13 protein-coding genes are annotated in these 20,147 nt (G+C 45.2%); 1 reads left to right on the forward strand and 12 read right to left on the reverse strand.

The window, feature by feature from the left end; genetic code table 11:
* Nucleotides 1-70: 70 nt before the first annotated feature.
* From FM038_RS14660 to FM038_RS14690, 7 genes are all read right to left on the reverse strand, one after another.
* On the reverse strand, nucleotides 71-754 hold the full coding sequence (locus tag FM038_RS14660; RefSeq protein ID WP_142874121.1) for an exonuclease domain-containing protein: 684 nt from the start codon (nucleotides 752-754) through the stop codon (nucleotides 71-73).
* A gap of 325 nt (nucleotides 755-1,079) precedes the next feature.
* Nucleotides 1,080-2,951, reverse strand: a complete 1,872-nt coding sequence (locus FM038_RS14665; protein WP_142874122.1) for a DUF294 nucleotidyltransferase-like domain-containing protein — start codon at nucleotides 2,949-2,951, stop codon at nucleotides 1,080-1,082.
* Between the two features lie 94 nt (nucleotides 2,952-3,045).
* A complete protein-coding gene (locus tag FM038_RS14670; protein ID WP_142874123.1) occupies nucleotides 3,046-3,900 on the reverse strand; it encodes a tetratricopeptide repeat protein in 855 nt (284 codons plus the stop codon).
* Between the two features lie 103 nt (nucleotides 3,901-4,003).
* Complete coding sequence (locus FM038_RS14675) at nucleotides 4,004-7,426, reverse strand: DNRLRE domain-containing protein (RefSeq protein ID WP_142874124.1); 3,423 nt, start codon at nucleotides 7,424-7,426, stop codon at nucleotides 4,004-4,006.
* A gap of 309 nt (nucleotides 7,427-7,735) precedes the next feature.
* Nucleotides 7,736-9,517, reverse strand: coding sequence for an amidohydrolase (locus tag FM038_RS14680; protein WP_142874125.1), 1,782 nt, complete (start codon nucleotides 9,515-9,517; stop codon nucleotides 7,736-7,738).
* Between the two features lie 366 nt (nucleotides 9,518-9,883).
* Nucleotides 9,884-11,602 carry a sodium:solute symporter family protein gene (locus FM038_RS14685; protein ID WP_142874126.1) on the reverse strand — a complete coding sequence of 573 codons (1,719 nt, stop codon included), beginning with the start codon at nucleotides 11,600-11,602 and terminating at the stop codon, nucleotides 9,884-9,886.
* A 29-nt stretch (nucleotides 11,603-11,631) separates the two neighbouring features.
* The gene (locus tag FM038_RS14690) at nucleotides 11,632-11,898 is read right to left on the reverse strand and encodes a DUF4212 domain-containing protein (RefSeq protein ID WP_005502042.1); all 267 of its coding nucleotides are present in this window, start codon (nucleotides 11,896-11,898) and stop codon (nucleotides 11,632-11,634) included.
* 563 nt (nucleotides 11,899-12,461) lie between these two features.
* On the opposite strand from FM038_RS14690, the gene FM038_RS14695 reads away from it, so the two are divergent.
* Nucleotides 12,462-14,180 carry an alkaline phosphatase family protein gene (locus FM038_RS14695; RefSeq protein WP_142874127.1) on the forward strand — a complete coding sequence of 573 codons (1,719 nt, stop codon included), beginning with the start codon at nucleotides 12,462-12,464 and terminating at the stop codon, nucleotides 14,178-14,180.
* 186 nt (nucleotides 14,181-14,366) lie between these two features.
* Here FM038_RS14695 and FM038_RS14700 read toward each other — a convergent pair whose 3' ends face one another.
* From FM038_RS14700 to FM038_RS14720, 5 genes are read right to left on the reverse strand one after another with little or no spacing between them, the layout of a single operon-like run.
* Nucleotides 14,367-15,638: a BatD family protein gene (locus FM038_RS14700; protein WP_142874128.1), complete on the reverse strand. Its 1,272-nt coding sequence runs from the start codon at nucleotides 15,636-15,638 to the stop codon at nucleotides 14,367-14,369.
* On the reverse strand, nucleotides 15,638-17,362 hold the full coding sequence (locus tag FM038_RS14705) for a vWA domain-containing protein (protein ID WP_142874129.1): 1,725 nt from the start codon (nucleotides 17,360-17,362) through the stop codon (nucleotides 15,638-15,640). The genes FM038_RS14700 and FM038_RS14705 overlap by 1 nt, the downstream gene beginning before the upstream one ends.
* Complete coding sequence (locus FM038_RS14710; RefSeq protein WP_142874130.1) at nucleotides 17,362-18,528, reverse strand: VWA domain-containing protein; 1,167 nt, start codon at nucleotides 18,526-18,528, stop codon at nucleotides 17,362-17,364. Before FM038_RS14710 ends, FM038_RS14705 begins: the two co-directional genes overlap by 1 nt.
* The gene (locus FM038_RS14715; RefSeq protein ID WP_142874131.1) at nucleotides 18,525-19,145 is read right to left on the reverse strand and encodes a DUF4381 domain-containing protein; all 621 of its coding nucleotides are present in this window, start codon (nucleotides 19,143-19,145) and stop codon (nucleotides 18,525-18,527) included. Before FM038_RS14715 ends, FM038_RS14710 begins: the two co-directional genes overlap by 4 nt.
* Nucleotides 19,142-20,143: a DUF58 domain-containing protein gene (locus FM038_RS14720; RefSeq protein WP_142874132.1), complete on the reverse strand. Its 1,002-nt coding sequence runs from the start codon at nucleotides 20,141-20,143 to the stop codon at nucleotides 19,142-19,144. Before FM038_RS14720 ends, FM038_RS14715 begins: the two co-directional genes overlap by 4 nt.
* Nucleotides 20,144-20,147: the final 4 nt, after the last annotated feature.

A 20,147-nucleotide genomic window follows, 5' to 3' on the forward strand; every position in this document is an offset into this window, starting at 1 on the left:
AACTATTTCTGTATTGATATTTACTAGTGATAACTGTAGCTATTAATTCAAATTTTTAATTTGATAGCTTTCACTTGATAGCGAGTAATTCAGCAACCGTCAATCTGTCTCCTTGGCCTATAGCAGCAGCTTGAGCGAGTAATAACTCTCCACATGCTAACGCATCCACCAAGGCATTATGTGCAGCATAAACTGGCAAGCCATATCTTTCACGACAAGCACCGAGCCTCAAGGTCCCCTCTTTTAACAGATCGTGTTTTCTCAGCAAACGTTTTCGTTCAATGGCTAATGTATCAATGGCTAACAACTTCACCTTTTCCCCATATAGACTTGAAATCGCATTCTGTAAGAAACGTAAATCTAATGGAGTATGGTGAGCCACCAGCACCTTACCTTGGGTTTTTTCAATAAACCAACTAATGGCTTCATCGAGATCGATGGCGTCTTGTAAATGCTTATCCAAAATGCCATGAATCGTCGCGCTTTGACCGACTCCGCCCTCAACTTTGATTAACTTATGCTCCGCACTATCGAGTCTAAGTAGGCTATTTTCAATGGGTATTAAGCCGATACTGAGGATCTGGTCATGATTAGGGTCTAGGCCAGTCATTTCCAAATCGATAGCCATCAAGGATGATTGACCAATATCTTTAGCGATAGCAGGCATAAGTTCACGATGATATCGGCTAATAATGTCTGAATGGCTACGAAAAGCGCGCCAACATAATTTAGATTTAAACAGCTGAGCTATCACGATTAAAAGCTCCGAGTAAATGTAAGTCTAATATCGGGTTGAACATCATTAACCAGCTTAAAATCACCATTAAAAGCTCCGAGTGAATTTAAGTCTAATGTCTGGTTGACCATCATGAACCAACTTAAAATCACGATTAAAATCTTCGAGTAAATGTAAGTCTAATGCCTGGTTGAACATCATGAAACACCTTAAAATCACGTTTAAAATCTTCGAGTAAATGTAAGTCTAATGCCTGGTTGAACATCATGAACCACCTTAAAATCACGTTTAAAAGCTTCGAGTAAATGTAAGTCTAATGCCTGGTTGAACATCATGAACCACCTTAAAAGCTTCGGGTGAATTTAAGCCTAATACCAGATTGCGCATCATGAACCACCTTAAAAGCATCTCTCAGCTGGTGACGGACCAGAGAAGAAAGGTGCTGAGGTTTGAGGTAGTTAGAAATCTCTTGAGAATGGGTATGCTGATAGCCCTGATTAGACAGACGCATATGTGCAATAAACTCATGGGCATCGGCCACATTGAGCGCATCTTTACGATTGAGAATACCTAACTCCATCAACTCGCGGATCCGTTTCGCGGTATTCACCTCTTTGATCCCCGCAGAGAGCGCATAAACACGCGCAATATCATTGATCAATGCATTACCCTTGTGCTTGAGATCTATCCCTTTTACTTCTCGGCCATCACGCTCAAGCACGAACTTCTTGAAAAAACCGAGTGGCGGAGATTCCACTAACGCATTTGCCGCCATTCCTGCAAGAAAGATATCATTATCTTTAGTATTGGCCAGTACCGTATCTTGCAGATTATCGAACAACAAGCTGGGTCCATAAATAGAGCGCATGTCAAAGAAAATACTGGCATGCATTAATGCTTTAGGTTCTGGTGTATTCACCCAAGATTCAAATTTTGCCTGCCACTGCTTCAAGGTCAAACGCCATTTCGGGTTCTGCGCCATAATATCGCCCGGACAATAGATATAACCACATAGATCAAGCCCTGAACATACGGCTTTAGAGAGTGCTTCGAAATAGGCTGATGCCGTTTCATCTGGTTCATGGGCCAACAATAACCCATTGTCTTGATCTGAACACGCGGCTTGATCTTGGCGGCCCTGTGAACCAAACGCCAGCCAACAAAATGCCATGGGCGCTTCACCCAGTAACTGCTGATTTAACACTATAAGACGTCTGGTCAGAGCATCAGTGACAGACGTCAATACCCGACCTATCTCTTCGGCTCTGGCATCGGCGCTGATCAAGTTTTGTAATAAAAGCGGGATTTGTTTACTGACGCTGATCAGGCTGTCAACTGTGTGCTGCCTCTCGATCTCACCAATTAATAGCAATGGTTGAGAGCTTTGACCACGTAATATATCTGTGCTGGTCAGTATTCCCACAGGTACTTCATCGTCAACAATTGGCAGATGATGAATACTGTGCTCGCTCATCATTAGCATGGCTTCAAACACTAAAGAATTTGAACTAAGCATTTTAGGTTTAGATGTCATAGCTTGATGGACAGGCAAATTGCCATCTAACCCTTCGGCTAATACCCGGTTACGCAGATCTCTGTCGGTTAATATGCCACACAACTTCTGCTTATCTTTATCTGTTTCGTTGTAATTATCCAGCACCAACACAGATGATACCCTTGCTAGGCGCATTTTTTGGGCAGCCTCATGGATACTGGCATTTAGATCAATAACTATCGGGTGGCGCGACATCAAGGTGCTAACCCGATTAGTTGTGGCTAGCTCTTTAGCTTTAAACCGACCCTGATGACGCAAGCGTTTTGCAAAGGCACGATTAAAAAAACGATCAAACTCTCTGCTTTCTACTCGCAAGTGATCGAACATATCAGGATCTAAGTGATAAACGAGGCCATCTTCTAAAATCTGTACTCGATTACTGACTTTTTCACCTGAAAGTAATGAGGGGAAACCAAAATAGTCTCCCTCCCCGAGCCTGTCTAACAGCTCACCATCATGGTCTCTGACTTCAAAGGCGCCGCTACGCACAATATAAAGCTGGGGATGGGTTTCATCCAGAGGAACAATCGCCGAGGCCTTACTGTAATAGCCAACGGTTAAACTTTTGCAGCAGCGTTCGAGCACCGACTCTGTTAAAGAGTCAAATGGCACCTGGGCCCTAATAAACTGAGATATTGGCTGTAGCTCACTTGCATCCATAGACTGTCACCAGAAAAACAGAAAGAAACTGATAACAAAACTATACCCAGCTCAACAAGATAAAGGTATTCGACCAATGGCGACAATAGTAATTTTATTGGGTATTTAATTTAGCTTCTAGCTGGCTTTTTAAGCTCTGTACTGCCGGGGTTAAGCGGCGATGTTCAGGCATCAGGTTTATTCTACTTAACCCATTGTTATAGGCTGTGTCGGCATCAAGATATTGCTTGGACTCTTGATAGATATCCCCTTTCTTAAGTTGCCAACGGGGCAAGCTATTAATTTCATGGGGTAACAGCTCGATGACCCTCAACGCCTCTTCGTGCTTACCTTGTTCAATATAACTGTCGACTAACAGCGCCACTAAGCTAACGATAGGGCCTAACTGATTAACACCTTCATTTAGCCCCTCTATGACTATGCCCTGCCCATCATGGTCTATCAGCTGCGCCATGTTCGCACGTTCAATATATTGATCTGGGGTGGGCCTAGATAACAGACTCATGAAAATATCCATCTCATCGACGGCCGTTCTATAATCATTGAGCTCTACATAAGTGCGAGCCAGGTTGAGTCGGGCCGACTTATAGCTTGGATCGAGTTCTATCACCTTAGAGAGTAATTTATGAGCCTCATCTGGCATCCCGGATTGCAGCCGCATTCTTCCCATGTAATACCAGATATCGACACGCAAACTCGCATCATCAGTTATAACCATAGCGCTTTGAAAATCATGCATAGCTAAGTCCCAATGATGATTTTCACTATGGAGTTCGCCACGCTGCAGTAATAGAGGGGCATGATTAGTCTGTGAGGCTAATTGGGCATTCAAATCATGAGTAAGTAAGTCATTGATATGCTGCACCCGTACATCGAGCTGAGCATGGGCACCCACCAGAGCTGAATAGAACAGGCTGTAACTGAGACAATATCTAATTAATATCTTCATCACTCATTTCCACCACTTCAGTTTTCATGACTCATACTTTCGACATTAAGTTTCCATCGCTTCAGTTTGCATTACTTATGCTTAGAACATTAAGTTTCCATGATTAAGGTACAGTCACAGAGCCAGAGGTCATTACGCCATCAAAGCTATCTGAGCCTCGCTCAATACCTGTCACAGTAAAAAAGAAGGTATCGCCACTCTGCGCCGACTCTTTAGTCAGCTTGAGGGTTAAGATTCCAGCTTCACTTGTGGTGCCAGAACCTGCCAGATTTAAGCCATCGGATAAGGTCCAGTAGCCACTCACCAAGGCTTGCGATGCACCGTTGCCAGAATCATCTTTCACGCTGATTTGTGCGATAACATCATAAGTTCGCCCTTTTCTCTTAAGGGACAAAGAGACGTCATCGGCACCTAATTCTGTAGGAAGAGAAACAGTCGTTGTCACAGCGACTTCTAATGACCAATCCGATTCATCCACGCCATCACCTGCCGAAACACTGTAGTAATAAGTGGTATTTAAGCTAATAGGGCTGTCTTGATAACTGGTTATGGATGACTGACCCAGAAGGCTATAGTCACTAGCTGAAGTTAATGAACGATGAACATAATAGTGAGTCGCCTGAGTCACTGGACTCCAATTAAGTAATATCTGACTGCCATCGAAACTCGCAGTAAAACCAGTAGGCGCGCTCAGGCCATCGCAAGGGGTGTTAGCCGAGCCAATACAGCCACTGGTCTCAATATTGTCACTCTCTTGATAACCGTATCCAGTGAGGCTAATTGAGTTAACCGAGAAGATAAATTGCCCGCTGCTATTCTTGTTAACATTAGTGGAGTCAAAACTCACCCGCCCCTCACTTGTTGTCACACCAGACACAGATAAATTAGACAGACCCGACCAAGAGCCCAACACACTTGCATTTGCGACCGCGATGCCCACATTATCTTCTACTAACACTTCTGCCCTCGCCCTGAGTTTCTTCTTATTTACAGACTCAATCGCCATGCCTATGTCTTCCACATGCAGTGAAGCCGTCACAGCTTGAGTGGTCACATTCAGTCCATTACTGGGTACAGAGTCATTATTGGCAGCATCGAACGCGATGATTTTATAAATATAATGGGTTGCAGGCGTTAAGCTGCTGTCATTGAAACTCGTATCAGTCGATGTGGTGAGCATCACATCATCACGGAAAACTTTATATCCGGTAACGGCCACATTATCGCTCGCTGCATCCCACGAGATAGACGCGCTATCGGTACCCACAGATATCAACAACAGATTCTCAACCTGAGTCGGCGGCGCAGTGTCACCTTCGGGCTCAGGGAGTGAATAGACCAAGGTCAATTTAGGATGAAAGCTGCTCGATTCCCTCGAATAAAAATCGGCGCCATCACTGGACGAAGTATTGGTTATGATAAAACCATGATTACTCGATGAGCCATCTACCCAAGATTCAATCACATCGAAACCCATGTCATTTAAATTAACGCTGAATAGTCCTGTTCCTGGGCTAATAGAAGCAAGAGAAACCACGGAGCGATCCCCAACCCCTTGCCCACCAGCAAGCTCCCAAGTTATACCTGCAGCATACTCTTGCCAACTCACTTCCGCTTCGTTCCAAGGTACAGAAAGAGCGAAAATATCATAGCTGCTGGATGTAGGATTAAACACATCTAAGATTATTGCGGCTGACTCGATATTGGCATTGGCGGGGATCACATCGATATCCCATTTCAGTAGCGTCGACAGGTCGTTACCGTTGCCATCATCACCGTCGATATAGAGATTGGTGCTCGCACCATAGTGAGTCGTGATATTCAGCTCACTAATAAAAGCATCGCGAGTGCCGCTGTAGCTGAGTTCAGGGCTAACACCATCCTGAAACTCAATCGTAATTAAATTGATATAGGTAAATGTCTGCTGAGTATTAACGGCAATTGTATTAAGAGAAATATCTTGAATACCATTGATGACCAAGGTGTAGACTTGTGATGGCAGCAGAGTCGATGTGCTCAGAGTCACTTGGCGCTGATTGGCACTCAATTGCGCCGATATCACACTCGCCCCGTTATCCAGTTGGTAATGGGACATATCTGTCGCGCTGGCTTGGGTCAGGTTTTCAGAGAAGTTAAGTTTCACAGTCATAGAGTCCGCCGCCTGAACTGATGTCACTGTCGGCGGTAAGACATCCGGCCCCTTAGTCAGGGTAAACTCATCCTGAACGGCATTGGTATTGTCGATAAAGGTGGCCGTCAGCTCATTACCCAGAACCTCTAAAATAACCGAGCCAAGCAGGTTGATAGAGGCGTACATGGCAGGATGATTGAGCGCGCCGCCTGAGATCTTGCCCGAACTGCCCGCGACCACATACACAGCGCCATTATTGGCTTGTTGGATCTGAGCCGTTTTTTGATAGCTACCATCACCCGCTTTATTACCATCACCCGCGTCTAACTGCATCGCTTGGGTGAAACTAGATGAATGACCATAGTGACTATCGATAAGGAATGAACGCTCATAGGAATGGCTATGCCCAGACAACACAAGATCGACGCCATAAGATTCCAAAATTGGCAGTGCATTTTCCCGCATTTCGATTAGACGGCTTTCAGAGTCTGAATCATGGGAGCCCTTGGTATATGGTGGGTGATGCCAATAAGCGACTATCCAGGGCTGACTGGTAGCCTCTAAGTCATTGACCAGCCAAGTTAACATGGCGCCATTACTGGATCTGTCTGTCTCATAGGACTCTAAACAGACAAAGTGGATCTGACCATAATCGAACGAGTAATAGGCTTCTGTGCCCGACGATACGCCGCCCGCCTCAGCGTTTGTTGGTAAGGTAAAAATATCATAGTAAGGCCCTTCCTGACTTGCAGAGTCTGCGGTGGCACCATCGTGATTACCCAAAGTAGACCAGAGCGGAGATTGCTTTAACAATTCAGGATATATATCAAAAACGGCCGCCTGATACTCACTGTCAGTGCCCGTAGAGTAGGCATTATCCCCCAACATGATCCATAGACTGGTGTAACTGCTGCCGATGCGGGCTTTATAGGCATCCCGCACGGCTCTGGCATTGCTATTGGCCGTTCCCGAGTCACCGATGATCCACGCCCGAGTCAATGCAGTGCTACCCACACTTGGCGAGGTATAGAAGAAGTGTGTGCTATCGCCACCTGTGAGTACGTCCCCTTGATTGTCGAGAACGGCGTAATAGTAGCGAGTATTAGGCGTGAGGCCGCTAAGGGTCACACTATGATTGGCTTCATCTAGCCCCGTGGCACTACCGGCTAAATGACTGAGCTCAATGCCATATTTGACAACCGATGGCCCGGTAATATCCGTCCTCCATTTGACCGTCATACTGTGTTCAGTACCTAGCTGAAGATAAGGGCCTCGGGTTAGTGTCTCTGCCATCACGGCAGATGTCAGACTGGCAAGCAGTAAACTGAGACAGATTAGATTGTTAGCATGATACTTGTTAGCTAAAGACGAAGCAGACAAAAATAGGCCAAACATACCACACCACCAAATCTTGCAGGCTTGTCGCGTTTTACTTTCGGCTATAAACGGAGCAAGCGCCATGTTCAATGTGGTAAGTATATGCCTTAATATCAGGCTCTGCCTGAGGTTGCGGGGATTTAGAAATGTGAAGCAATGACTAGAATACGAGTAACTTGAGCAATAAGACGGAGTTATTTGCTGAAGGGGAAAAAGAAAAAAGAGCGAAACCGAAACCGATTTCACTCCTTTTTATCACTGTCTAACCTTTTTCAAATTAGTGTTTCAAATTAGCCTTTTTTTAAAAGAGGCTAACCCTTAGCAGGATTAATGTTTCTGGTTAGCGGCCTTATTGATATTAAGATCGCCATGGAAAACCGTGCCTAAGATAACGATATCTTTGATCGTCATGGGATCGATTTTAAGTGGATTGGCTTTCAATATGGTGAAATTAGCCGCCTTACCCTCTTCGATGGAGCCTATCTTGGTCTCCAAGTTTAGCGTTCTCGCCGCAGTGATAGTAATCGCCTTCATCGCCGTGTATGCATCGATACGTTGATCCTGAGATACCTTGCGGTTGTTAGCTGTCACTCGATTTACCGCTGTCCAGGCTAATGTCAGTGGCTCGACCGGAGCCATGGCAAAGTCAGAATGGAAAGACACAGGTATATCTCTGTCGACTAACTTTTTCACAGCGACCAGAGAGTCTGCCCGCTCGGCACCCAATCCATCTGTCGCATACTTATCCGCTAACGCCCATAGATAGAAAGGATTAACCGAAGCCTCCATGCCCAGGCTCCTCATCTCATCGGCTTGCTTATCGGTAAAATAGCCCATGTGATGTAAGGTAAAGCGATGATCCTTTCTCGGATAGGCTTGCTGATCCAGCGAGTTAAAGTCCAATACCTGCTGTATGCCTAAGTCACCATTGGAGTGAACATGAATTTTATAATCATTTTTCCAATAGAGACTCAGCTGGTCTTGAAACAGATCCAGTGGCGTCATCCATTCACCATGATGGCCGTCAGGGTAACCGTCCTCCATCTGCATCAGCAGTGAATAGATGGCACCATCGGCAAACAGCTTAACCTGCTTAGGTAAGAACTCAATATTGTCAGTATTGTACTTGGCAGGCAATGTTTCCATGACCTCCATCGCCTTGGTATTATCATTACCCGCCATGGCATAAAGCTGAGTCCCATTGGGGATCAGGTAGACATCATAGGGAGGCTTCTTGTCCATCTCACTCTTAAGTAGTCCATACTCCATCTTAAAATCTGAGCTTGGAAAACCTGGCTCGGCAATGGTGGTGATCCCGTTTTGCTGAACAAGTTGAGTCATTGTTGACAACCCACGTTTATAGGAATCAGGATCGAGCAAGAATGGACCAATTTGGGGTACCAGCGCTAGCCAGCCACCTTCATAAAAGTGCCCCTCTTCCCAATTGACTTGCGGGTTGCCTTTAAAGTCTTCTTCAGTAATGCCGAATAACTCTATGGCTTTGTCGTTTAAAAATATTTCATGGAATGAACGATGAATAATGGCCACTGGTTTATTTGGAGACAAGCGATTAAGGATCTCTCGATTAAGAGCGCCATGCCATAGCTGATGATAGCCCCAGGCAAAGAATATCTTGCCGACTTTAGCGTTTTCGTTAATCGATTCAGCCAACCTTTGTTGGTAGGCTTCTGGGGTCTGCACCCCTTTTTTAACACCTGTTGGCAACACCCAATCATGAGGAGCTATCACCTCATTTGGCAACATAAGCGCTGCTATAGAGGGATGAAGATGAGGCTCGATAAAGCCAGGCATCATGGTATTGCCCTTAAGGTCATGAAGCTCTGCCTTGCCTTCGAAACGCTTGAACGCTTCAGCTTTAGTGCCGACGAAGATGATCTTCCCTTCACGCTCGACCACAGCCTCAGCGTATTTTGGCTTATCTCCATTCATGGTCAGAATGTCACCGCCGAAGAAGAGAGTCTGATGGAGTTCATAGGGTAAGCTGACAGCGACTTGCTGTTCACTGGTCGCTTTTGGAGATGCATCATCCTGATTGTTACAACCAGATACGGCCACAACCAAAGCTAATGCCAATAGGCTTCTATACATTGAGTGTCTTCCTTTACTTTTGATAAATTCTGAACCGAGCAAGATGATCGATGGGGTTATCCTAGCAGTATCCTTACTCGCCTTTTAACTCTTTACACATTCACGCTCTTATATGAAAAGCTCATGAAAATTTAGAGGCGGCGATTATACCTATGCTGTTTACTTGAATTGTGGCCTATCGCACAAAAATGCATTTAAGATCAGATTAAATCGGTTTTAAAACACTCAATTGACGTAATTTATAACTTTGATTAACCATTTAAATCAATTTTTCAAACAAAAAGAGCGCCTAAGCGCCCTTTTTCATTTATGTAGATACCAGCTCTAGATACCTGAGTCAGATACCAAAGTCAGATAGACATCTCACTAGTGGTCTTGCGCCTCACCCGCTCCCTTAGGGAAACGAATTGACTCGACCATACTCACCACTTCTGCAGGTACCGCAGTGGTTACCTTGCTGACAGCGAAGGCCACTGCGAAGTTAATCATCATACCCAGCATACCGATCCCTTCAGGAGATATCCCCATGAACCAATGCTCTGCATTGTTGATCTCAGGGTTCAAAAACTTGAAGAATGCAATATAGCCAGCGGTAAATAACAGACCAACAACCATACCTGTAATTGCCCCTTCCTTGTTCATGGTCTTAGAGAAGATACCCATGATGATTGCAGGGAAGAGTGACGATGCCGCTAGTCCGAAGGCGATGGCCACCACTGCTGCAACAAATCCAGGTGGATTGATGCCGAAGTAACCCGCCATCACAATACCTAGCGCCGCCGCAATACGTGCATACATTAGCTCCTTCTTATCAGAGATATCCGGCATCAAGTTCTTCTTGAGTAAATCATGAGACACAGATGTCGAGATAACTAACAAGAGACCCGCAGATGTCGATAGTGCAGCCGCTAAGCCACCCGCCGCCACAAGCGCAATAACCCAAGCCGGTAAGTTAGCAATTTCAGGTGTCGCGAGAACCATGATGTCTCGGTCAATCTTCATCTCATTCTCAGCACCCTTGGCATAATAGATCTTGCCATCTTGGTTCTTATCTTCCCATGAAATCAAGCCTGTTTTTTCCCAGTTCTTAATCCACTCTGGCGCCGTTTCATAGGCAACACCGGTAGACTCAGGACCGTTAATAGTTTCAATCATGTTCACACGAGAGAACGCTGCTAGAGCAGGAATCGTAGTGTACATAATGGCGATAAAAACAAGCGCCCAACCCGCTGATACACGTGCATCTTTCACTCTAGGTACGGTAAAGAAGCGTACAATCACATGTGGCAGACCCGCAGTACCAAACATCAGAGCACCAGTGATGAAGAACACATCAATCATACTCTTAGAGCCTTCGGTATACTGCCCAAATCCGAGCTCAGTGGATAACCCATCGAGTTTATCTAACAGATACACCCCTGTGCCATTACCCGCGGCATCGACTAGCTCTGCACCGAAACCGATTTGAGGAATGATATGCCCTGTCATCATCACAGAGATGAAGATAGCCGGCACCATGAAGGCGAAGATAAGTACGCAGTATTGTGCAACTTGAGTGTAAGTAATGCCTTTCATACCACCGAGTACGGCGTAGAAGAAAACCACGGCCATGCCTATGTAAACGCCGGTTTCAACTTCGACCTCTAAGAAGCGGGAGAACACCACGCCGACACCACGCATTTGGCCCGCAATATAGGTGAAACAGATGAAGATTGCACACACAACAGCTACCGTACGTGCGGTCTGTGAGTAATAACGATCACCGATGAAGTCTGGCACGGTAAACTTACCAAATTTTCTCAGGTAAGGGGCCATACACAATGCCAATAGCACGTAACCGCCAGTCCAACCCATCAAGTATACTGAGCCGTCATAGCCGGTAAATGACACGATACCCGCGAGGGAGATAAATGAGGCTGCCGACATCCAATCTGCCGCCGTCGCCATGCCGTTCATCACAGGGTGAACACCACCACCTGCGACATAAAATTCTTTTGTCGAACCGGCTCTCGCCCAGATCGCAATTCCGATATAAAGGGCGAATGTTATGCCCACAATCAAATAAGTTAATGTTTGTACGTCCATCTCATGACTCCTTATCTAGGTTCGGTTCATTAGTCTTCGTGAACATTGTATTTTTTGTCTAATGCATTGGCTTTCGCCACATAGACAAAAATCAACGCGACGAACACGTACATGGCACCTTGTTGTGCAAACCAGAATCCCAATTTGAATCCCATAAAATGAATTTCATTCAGTACATCCACCAGTAAAATGCCGCATCCAAAAGATACTGCAGCCCATATAGCTAATAATTTAAGTACCAGGCGTAAATTCTCGCGCCAATATCCCTCTGCCTTGTCGTTGCTTTCAAAACTCATAGCGACTCCCCTGTGCTGATTTGTTATTTAAAGTCACAGTTAATCTATCAAGGCAGAGCACAACAACAATCGCGACCTTAGTCTAACGCTTACGGCAACCCACTAACAAAAAATGCAAAATAATTGTTAAAACAACCAGATACAAGTTGACCACAGCGTCAACACTATGTCATCGCAAGGCAAAACCTTAGACTAAGGTAGGAGAGTTTTTGTTTGATATTTTGTCCCGCGTCGCCTCAAATGAGAAGGCTCATCGGTATTCTTGTAGATCAGCTAGCTTGATGACTTCTCAATTGCGGTGATTACGATTTGGTATAGATTAAAACTGTAGCACGTCGTGAAATTTAGAAAAGACAGCCTAGCGCTAGCCAATAGCGGGTCTTTGAAAAGGTGCGCTAACTAGATACCTTGCCTTATAGTATTTAAATGATTACTAGTAATCTACCTAGGTTTTATTCGGCAAAAAGCGGGGTAGTATTCATGGTATAAGTACTAATAGATCATGACTAATTATCTAACATTCACGTTTAGATGAATTTCTAACACAGTTTAGGATGGTAGCAATGCTCAATAACAGTCGATTCATTCGTTCGGCCTTCATTTCCACTATCGCTTTATCTATAGTCTCAAGTATTCCCGTGTTTGCTGCTGATAGTAATGAACCTAAGCTGATCCTACAGATAACGGTCGATGCCCTACGTGGCGACCTAGCTAGTCGTTTCTTAGATAATATGGGAGAAGGAGGCTTTAGATATCTACTCGATAATGGGATTGTGTACACGAATGCCCATTATCAGCATGCTAATACTGAAACCATAGTAGGCCATGTGTCATTAGCGACTGGGGCCACGCCTTCAGTACACGGCATGGTTGGAAATGTGTGGTTCGACCGAGATAAAGATCGCAGCGTATATAATATCGAAGACGGCAACTATCATCTGTTAACCACAGGCGGAGGTGTTGATAGCAGTACCGAAATAGACGCAACTCAAAAAGTAGCCAAAAGCGATGGTCGCTCACCGATCACTATTCTAACGAGCACCATCAGTGACGAAATTACCACCGCCTATAATGGGCAATCTAAAGTCTATTCCGTTTCGATAAAGGACAGAGGTGCGGTATCGCTTGCTGGGGAATATGGTAAAGCGTTCTGGTTTTCTAAAGCCACTGCAGGTTTTGTTACCAGTGATTACTACTTTGACAAATACCCTAACTGGGTTGAAAAGTGGAACAAAAGTTCACCGACCAAGCAATACCATAATAAATTTTGGTCCCCCTTAAAGCGCAATGACCAATACTTTTTCGCCTCTGAACAAGATACGAGTTATAAACTAGACTTTGCTAACTTTGGCGAGCGTTTTCCTCACCCATATGGGCCGTCGGATGACAAATACTTCACGACTAAGTTAACCCTTAGCCCTGCAGGTGACGATCTCACTTTAGATTTTACCAAGGCACTGATAAGTAATGAAAATATTGGCAAAAATAGCGTACCTGATTACTTAGCGATTAGTTTTTCTGCCACAGACTATGTCCTCCATGTTTATGGACCTTCAAGTAAAGAAGCTGAAGATAACTTGCTTAGACTCGATAGAACCCTCGCCAAGCTGTTCAGCTACATAGATGAAACCATCGGCTTAGACAATACACTCATAGTACTATCAGCCGACCATGGAGCACCTGATGCACCAGGCCACTTACATAATTTAGGCGGCAAAAAAGCCCATTACTTTAATTTAGACACACTAAAAAACAGCGGTGCTTTCAGCCGATTAGAAACAAAGTTTGGAATTGGGGAATCTCTGTTCAAGCTCTATTCTCATCCCTATATTTATCTCGACCACCCATTAATAGAAATGCACAAACTAGACCTTAAAACGGTGCAGCTGGCTGTCGCCAAAGAGGTCGAAAAAATTAATGGCATCGAATACGCGATATCAAGTCAATCCATTGCGGAGGGGAAGCTGCCCAATACTCGCATTATGCAGCAAGTGACTAACAACCATCATTCGCAGCGCTCTGGTGATATATATCTTATCTTCTCCCCCAACGTCTATATCAATGATTTCGATGGATTACAGGTAGCTTCAGTACATGGCTCTCCATGGCGTTACGATACTCATGTTCCTATCATCTTTGCAGGCGCGGGGCTCAAGGGGCAGACTATCAGTCGCGAAGTCGCCCCTTACGATATTGCACCGACTATCTCAAACTATTTGGGTATCACTTATCCTTCCGGTGCTACAGGCACAGTACTAAAAGAGGTCGTTGAAACTGAGTAAAACAGCTCAGTAATACCAAGCATAACAATGAATAGCTGGCAGTTTTTCACCCGAGTCAAACTGTCTGCTTTGAGCCCTCTCCCTAGACCCAAAGACCCAAAAAACCATCTCAATATTGCCAGTAACCTAGAAAGCTAGAAATCTGGAAACCTGGAAGTAAACTGATACGCGGCTGTAGACACTGACTTACTTATCTGCTCTAGTCCGCCATACTCTTGTATTTTGCAACCAAGTAATTGCTTGCTCTCTTTTCGAGTATTGCGAAGAGAGCCATTGCTCAGTAATCTTGGTTAATTTGTTGTCTGCTTGATGGGCCTCTTTCAGTACCCTTCCATCATCTCTAAGTTGATACTTATCTGAGGTTTCAAACCTGTGCCTGTAAATATACTTGTTAACTAGCGACTGCTTGCCAGAGATGTTCGCCATAAAGAATAATACGCTTGTAGGTAGGCTTTCGCGCTGATACAGGTTAAACATTGAGACTGATAATTTAAATAGCCCAAAGCTGCAGATAACTATCAGTAATCCAGCCCAAGCATAAGCCTTAATAAAGCTTTGTGGCGTGTGGCTCACCTGCCAGCTTGCTGACGAAATCTGGAGTTCAGTGAACTGTTTCAACTGCGTATTCCACCATAATACTGACACTTCTGGCAGCACTATCTCACCGTTAGTCTGCACTATGTAGGTTTGTTCCCAAGTCTTAGTGGCATAAAAATCGCCTCGATTCTGGCTATCTTTGACACTGCCAGCACCTTGATAAGACTGCAACTTATCTGATCTTGCCATGGGTATATCAGCAAACAACATGGCGGTAGTATCCTCACCACTCATGGTGATAGTACGAGTAATGGCATCGCCTACATTTAATGGACTCCCAGGCTCAATACTCCACGATTGCTCAAGGGTTAACACGGGCGCGGAGACCCATTGCCTATCGCTGGTCATCTGCGCTGTAGGCAGTGCAACTGTAAACCTGAGAGGCTGAGTTAATAAGGTACCACTCACATTCTGGCCAGGCTTATCAACCACATGCAGTGTCACTGGAATGGCTGGGACTTGGTATTCGCCAGAGGCTTGTGGGTATAGGCTAAGCTGCCACTCTTGGATTGACCAAGTCTGGCCATTGCGTCTTTCGGTATAATTATTAGCGAGTTTTTTTCGTCTCATGACTAAGGTATTGGGGATATCAAACGCACTGATAAATGTCCCGCCGCTGAACCAATGGTCAGTGGCAACTTTAATATAGAGGTCAAGTTGCTCACCCGGTGCAACATCGCCTTTTTGTTCAAGCCAGCTGCTAATCTCAACACGTTTATTGGCTTGTAACGCTTGAATCGTCACCTCTACGGCTAATGCATTGGCGGTAAAAATGAACATGAAAAACATCAAGGTAATACGCAAGGATATTTTCAATATCCGTTGTAAAAAGCTTGTCCACTTAAATAGAGGCTTATCCATTATTTTTCTCTCACTTGTTCAAGCTGAATGCGAAACTTACTCGATAAAAAACGCTTTGGATCGCCTTGTACACGCTTCATCCACACCTGATTAAGCGTGTCATCTTCAAGTAATTCCTGTGCCGTTAACGGTGTTTTCTGGACAAACTCTTTCGCCACCTTCTCCTCTGCACCATCGCCTGTTTGTGGCTCATCACCCAGCTCTTGTGATGGTTCATCCTCAGTATTGGCTTGGCTCTCACTTTGGCGATTATTATCATCGATAATTTTTTGAACTTTAGCCAAATTAGTTTGTGCAGAGGTAAAATCCGGTGAATCGATAGTAATTTCTCGGTAAAAATTACGTCCTGCAATATATTCGCGCTGATGAACCAAGGCATTGGCAGCGCCTAAGCGCGCTTCGTCACTATCGACCCGCATAAAATAGCTGTGGGCTGATTTAAAATCTTCCGCAAGATAGAAAGCAGTCGCTTTCCACATCGGCGACTCAAAGTAAGCGGCCGCTTGCAGGTATTCTCCTTGCTGAAAGTAATAACTGGCTTGCTGATCTCTGGTCAGCCAGATATCTAAAAAATGCCAGCCTTGTGCTTGCTCTATAGCCTGTTGACTCTGCTGGGCAATATTATTACTCGTTACCGTATTAGCAGCCAGCACATCGTTAGATGAAGCAAGCAGCAAGGCCCCGACCAAGCACCACTGAACTGTCCAACCTCGTCTGAACCAGAGCAAAAAGATGGCGGCGACAACGAAGACTAAACCATAGCCCATATCACGCCATGGCTCGGCTGAATCATGGCTCATTAGAAAGTGCGATTGCACCTCGCCTATGATGCTTTCGATATCATCACTGCTCACAGTTAATGGGATATATTCACCACTCACATCAAGGGCAAGTTGTTTTAACGCCTTAGGGTCAAATGGGATCTGAGCACTGGCTTTTGTATCACCGACACCAAATACGATTAACTTGGGGGGGCTAGTGTTCTGCTTAGAATTAGCGTCAGAATTAGCGTCAGAATTAAAGTACTGCTTAAATGCGGTTGCCGTGCCGCCACCGAGTCCATCGGTAATTAGCAGCACAGTGCTGCTGCCTTTAAGGTTCATTGTCTTTATAGGTATTGCCTTTATAGGCATGCCTTCAAGATCTGAGTCTGTAGAAATTAGTCGCTCGATAACAGGCAATGCGTATTGGGCAAACTTACCTTCCCTTGGCATAATATCGCTCGATACTGCATGTAGCAAAGGGCTGAACACGCTGCTATCACGGGTTAATGGCATCGCCAAATGAGCGCTACCGGAATAAACGATTAAGGCTGTGGGTCCACCCTCTCTTAGCTGGATCAGATCTTCAATCTTCTGTTTAGCTCTGACTAAGCGTGATGGTTGAACATCTTTTTCAAGCATAGAGGACGATACATCGAGCACTATGATAAGTGGCGCTTTATCCTCGCCAAACGGTGATGCTTGACGTTGCCAAGTTGGCCCAGCTGCAATGAGTGTCGCTAGACTAAGGGCCAGACACCAAATTTTAAGTGGTAACATCTTCTTCCAACCATTATCCCCTACGCTGAGTGCGTTAAGTAAATGAGTGGGCAGCTTGTTTTGCCATTGTGCCGGGGTGTTACCTCGACGCCACTGAATGGCAAAAAGCACACCAATGGGCAATAACAGCAATAACCAACTAGGCCTGATAAAATGAAACTGCTCAAGCTGAGACAACAACATTAGCGGTCCTCCTTGATTGCAGCCGCTTTTAGTTCAACATCGCTGGAGGCTGTGCCCACAGTATTGACATTGTTGGCATTCACATTACGAGTATTATCACTCGAATTACTAGCATTAGCCCCCTGCCGACTCCTTGCCAGTTTTAGCATTATCATACGCTTGAGCAAAACCAAGGTGTATGCAGATAAGAACAAGCAGACGGCAATAACGACAGGTAAATAGTGCATGCTAACCTTAGGTTGATAGGTCAAGCTGGCATATTGCGCCGGCTCTAACGCTTCAATTTCTCGGTAAACATTCTCTAACTCGACCTTAGATACCGCTTGAAAGGCACGGCCCCCTGTTATTTTTGCCATGCCTTCGATGGTGACCATATCCAGAGCCTGCTCGCCTACGGTCCTAGGATCGCCAATAGCAATAACATGAACTCTTATGCCGCGATGGGCTGCTATTTTTGCCGCTTCTAGTGGCGGTACTAAGCTGTCGGTATCATTACCATCGGTGAGCAAGATCACCACCTTGTCAGCGATTTCACCTTGGATCTCCCTTCGGCCAGTTTCTCGACGAATGTCCTGAGCCTCATCAATCACTTTGATTGCCAGCCCGAGCGCATCCCCTAAGTGAGTACTTTGGCCAGCCATAGCAACACGGGTTTCATTGAGCAATTCAATCCAGGCTTGATGATCTTCAGTGAAAGGGGCTTGTAGGTAGGCGGCGTCGCCAAATAAGATCAGCCCTAACCTATCGCCACGGCGATTGGCGACAAAGTCTGTCATCACATTTTTTACTGCATCGAGCCGAGTGATCGTCTCACTACTCTCTCCAGGCATAGAAAAGTCTTTAGCATCCATAGAGCCTGAAAGGTCGACCACCATCATAAGGTCGCGGCCAACCTTATCACGTACCTGTGGCTCACCAAGCCACACTGGCTTTGCCATAGCGATAACCAGTAAACACCAAACGAGAATAAGCGCTATTTTTTGCCAAGCCTGTGGTTCAAGTTTAACGCCCCCGGTGGTGGGAGCCTCATTAAGTAAGCGAACTAAAACGTCAAAAAATGGCACATGAACCGCTTGCTGCTTAACTTTATAGGCTGGTGCAAATTTATAGATAGCCATCGGCAGCGGCAGTAACAGCAATAACACAGGGTAGCTCAATTCGATCATGACTTAGCTCCTGACGCATCGATTAACATATCGTTAGCGTGCTGACCCACTGGATCACTGCCATATATTGCTTGGGTGGGAAGCTGCTCTGAGTGTGACAATAACCACTGCCTTGCTTCTGCAACTAAACTTGAGTTTTGTTGTTGAGTCTTAGGTACCTCTTCAGGCTTCATCCAACAAGCCCGCTGCCAATCTAGGCCCCATTGAGAGTGAAACTGGGTTTTACCATCACAGCACAAGTCTAGAAATGCTAACCATTCCCCCCCCGTCAAACTGCGGGCTTGGCTGCCCTGAACGCCATAGGCTGCACTCACGCCGAGATGTAAAATAGTTAACACTTGACGGTCAAGGTGACCACTGGACTGTTCAATGCTATTTAACTGTTCTATGAGCTGTTTGCGGTAGCGGTTCTTGCGCCAATGTTGGCCTTTTTTAATCGCGAAAACAGTCAAGCCAATAGCGACTAACAACAGTAATAAAGCCCATCCCCAGGTTTGTGGCAGCAAGCTAACCTCTGTAGGTAAGCTAAGTTCCTCAAACTGAGCCATTTTCATCATGGGGTTGCCAAAACTGCTATCGACCTCGATGGCAGCTTGAAGCACTGGTAAGGCATTCATGACTTTGCCCTTAGATTAAACGCTGATTTAAACTGTGCAATTTCATCACCAGAGGTTGCTAGGTTGATCACTGGTGTCGTTTGAGTTCGAATCGTTTGAGCTAACTGCTCTTTCATCTCCTGATGCTCTTGGCTGAAAGCATGAATGAACGCCTTATGTGAATGACTCATTGATTGCTTTTTTATATGAAGCTGATATTCACCGTCGCTGGCGACCAAGTTATCAATATCCTGTAGATCACGCTCTAAAGGATCACTGATATGCACTAAAATCAGCTCATTTTTACGCTGTAGATAACGGATTAACTGTTCAGTTTTTTGATCGAACCCTAACCAGTCACTGATTAAAATCAGGGTGGAGTTATGTAGCTTTAGTCGCGTCATCTCTTCGAGAGCTGCCACCAAGGTATTGTCTTCGCTAGTGGCTTGGCCACTTTTTAATGCGTGGTTTGCATCACAAATTTTGTCGATGAAGTTGATCGCAGAACGGGCATCTCTTCGCGCCTTAAAAACCTCTCTGCTATGCTCAGAAAATACCATACCACCTATTCTGTCGCCGTCCTGAAGAACTCGCCAGATACATAAAGCAGCAACTTGGGCAGCAACCACCGATTTCATCACCTCTTGCGAGCCAAAAAACATAGATTGACGTTGATCGACACACACCAGCACTTGGCGCTCTTTCTCTTCACTAAACACGCGAACATGGGGCTTGCCCGTTCTAAGAGTCACATTCCAATCGATACTTTTAACCTCATCACCCTCTTGGTAATGACGCAATTCCTCAAAGTTCAATCCCCTGCCACGGATCTTGGAATAATGCCGACCAGACAAGATGGTGGTGCGGCTGTTACTCGGTAAAAAGCTAAAGCCTTTGGTTGAGTTTTTTAGCGCTATCAAACTCGCTTTATTAACATAAACTCTTGCATCTAACTCACCCTGTTGAGGAGCTGACTTTGGTGTTGGAAGTGAGTTTGAAACAAACGTTTTCCAGTTCATATCC

This window comes from Shewanella eurypsychrophilus (genome assembly GCF_007004545.3).
In the GTDB taxonomy this organism is placed as follows: Bacteria; Pseudomonadota; Gammaproteobacteria; order Enterobacterales; family Shewanellaceae; genus Shewanella; species Shewanella eurypsychrophilus.

What these genes read in the sequence shown, in the direction of transcription:
- FM038_RS14665 (WP_142874122.1), bottom strand. Translation starts at nt 2,951, where the DNA reads ATGGATGCAAGTGAGCTACAGCCAATATCTCAGTTTATTAGGGCCCAG.
- FM038_RS14670 (WP_142874123.1), bottom strand. Translation starts at nt 3,900, where the DNA reads ATGAAGATATTAATTAGATATTGTCTCAGTTACAGCCTGTTCTATTCA.
- FM038_RS14675 (WP_142874124.1), bottom strand. Translation starts at nt 7,426, where the DNA reads ATGTTTGGCCTATTTTTGTCTGCTTCGTCTTTAGCTAACAAGTATCAT.
- FM038_RS14680 (WP_142874125.1), bottom strand. Translation starts at nt 9,517, where the DNA reads ATGTATAGAAGCCTATTGGCATTAGCTTTGGTTGTGGCCGTATCTGGT.
- FM038_RS14685 (WP_142874126.1), bottom strand. Translation starts at nt 11,602, where the DNA reads ATGGACGTACAAACATTAACTTATTTGATTGTGGGCATAACATTCGCC.
- FM038_RS14690 (WP_005502042.1), bottom strand. Translation starts at nt 11,898, where the DNA reads ATGAGTTTTGAAAGCAACGACAAGGCAGAGGGATATTGGCGCGAGAAT.
- FM038_RS14695 (WP_142874127.1), top strand. Translation starts at nt 12,462, where the DNA reads ATGCTCAATAACAGTCGATTCATTCGTTCGGCCTTCATTTCCACTATC.
- FM038_RS14700 (WP_142874128.1), bottom strand. Translation starts at nt 15,638, where the DNA reads ATGGATAAGCCTCTATTTAAGTGGACAAGCTTTTTACAACGGATATTG.
- FM038_RS14705 (WP_142874129.1), bottom strand. Translation starts at nt 17,362, where the DNA reads ATGTTGTTGTCTCAGCTTGAGCAGTTTCATTTTATCAGGCCTAGTTGG.
- FM038_RS14710 (WP_142874130.1), bottom strand. Translation starts at nt 18,528, where the DNA reads ATGATCGAATTGAGCTACCCTGTGTTATTGCTGTTACTGCCGCTGCCG.
- FM038_RS14715 (WP_142874131.1), bottom strand. Translation starts at nt 19,145, where the DNA reads ATGAATGCCTTACCAGTGCTTCAAGCTGCCATCGAGGTCGATAGCAGT.
- FM038_RS14720 (WP_142874132.1), bottom strand. Translation starts at nt 20,143, where the DNA reads ATGAACTGGAAAACGTTTGTTTCAAACTCACTTCCAACACCAAAGTCA.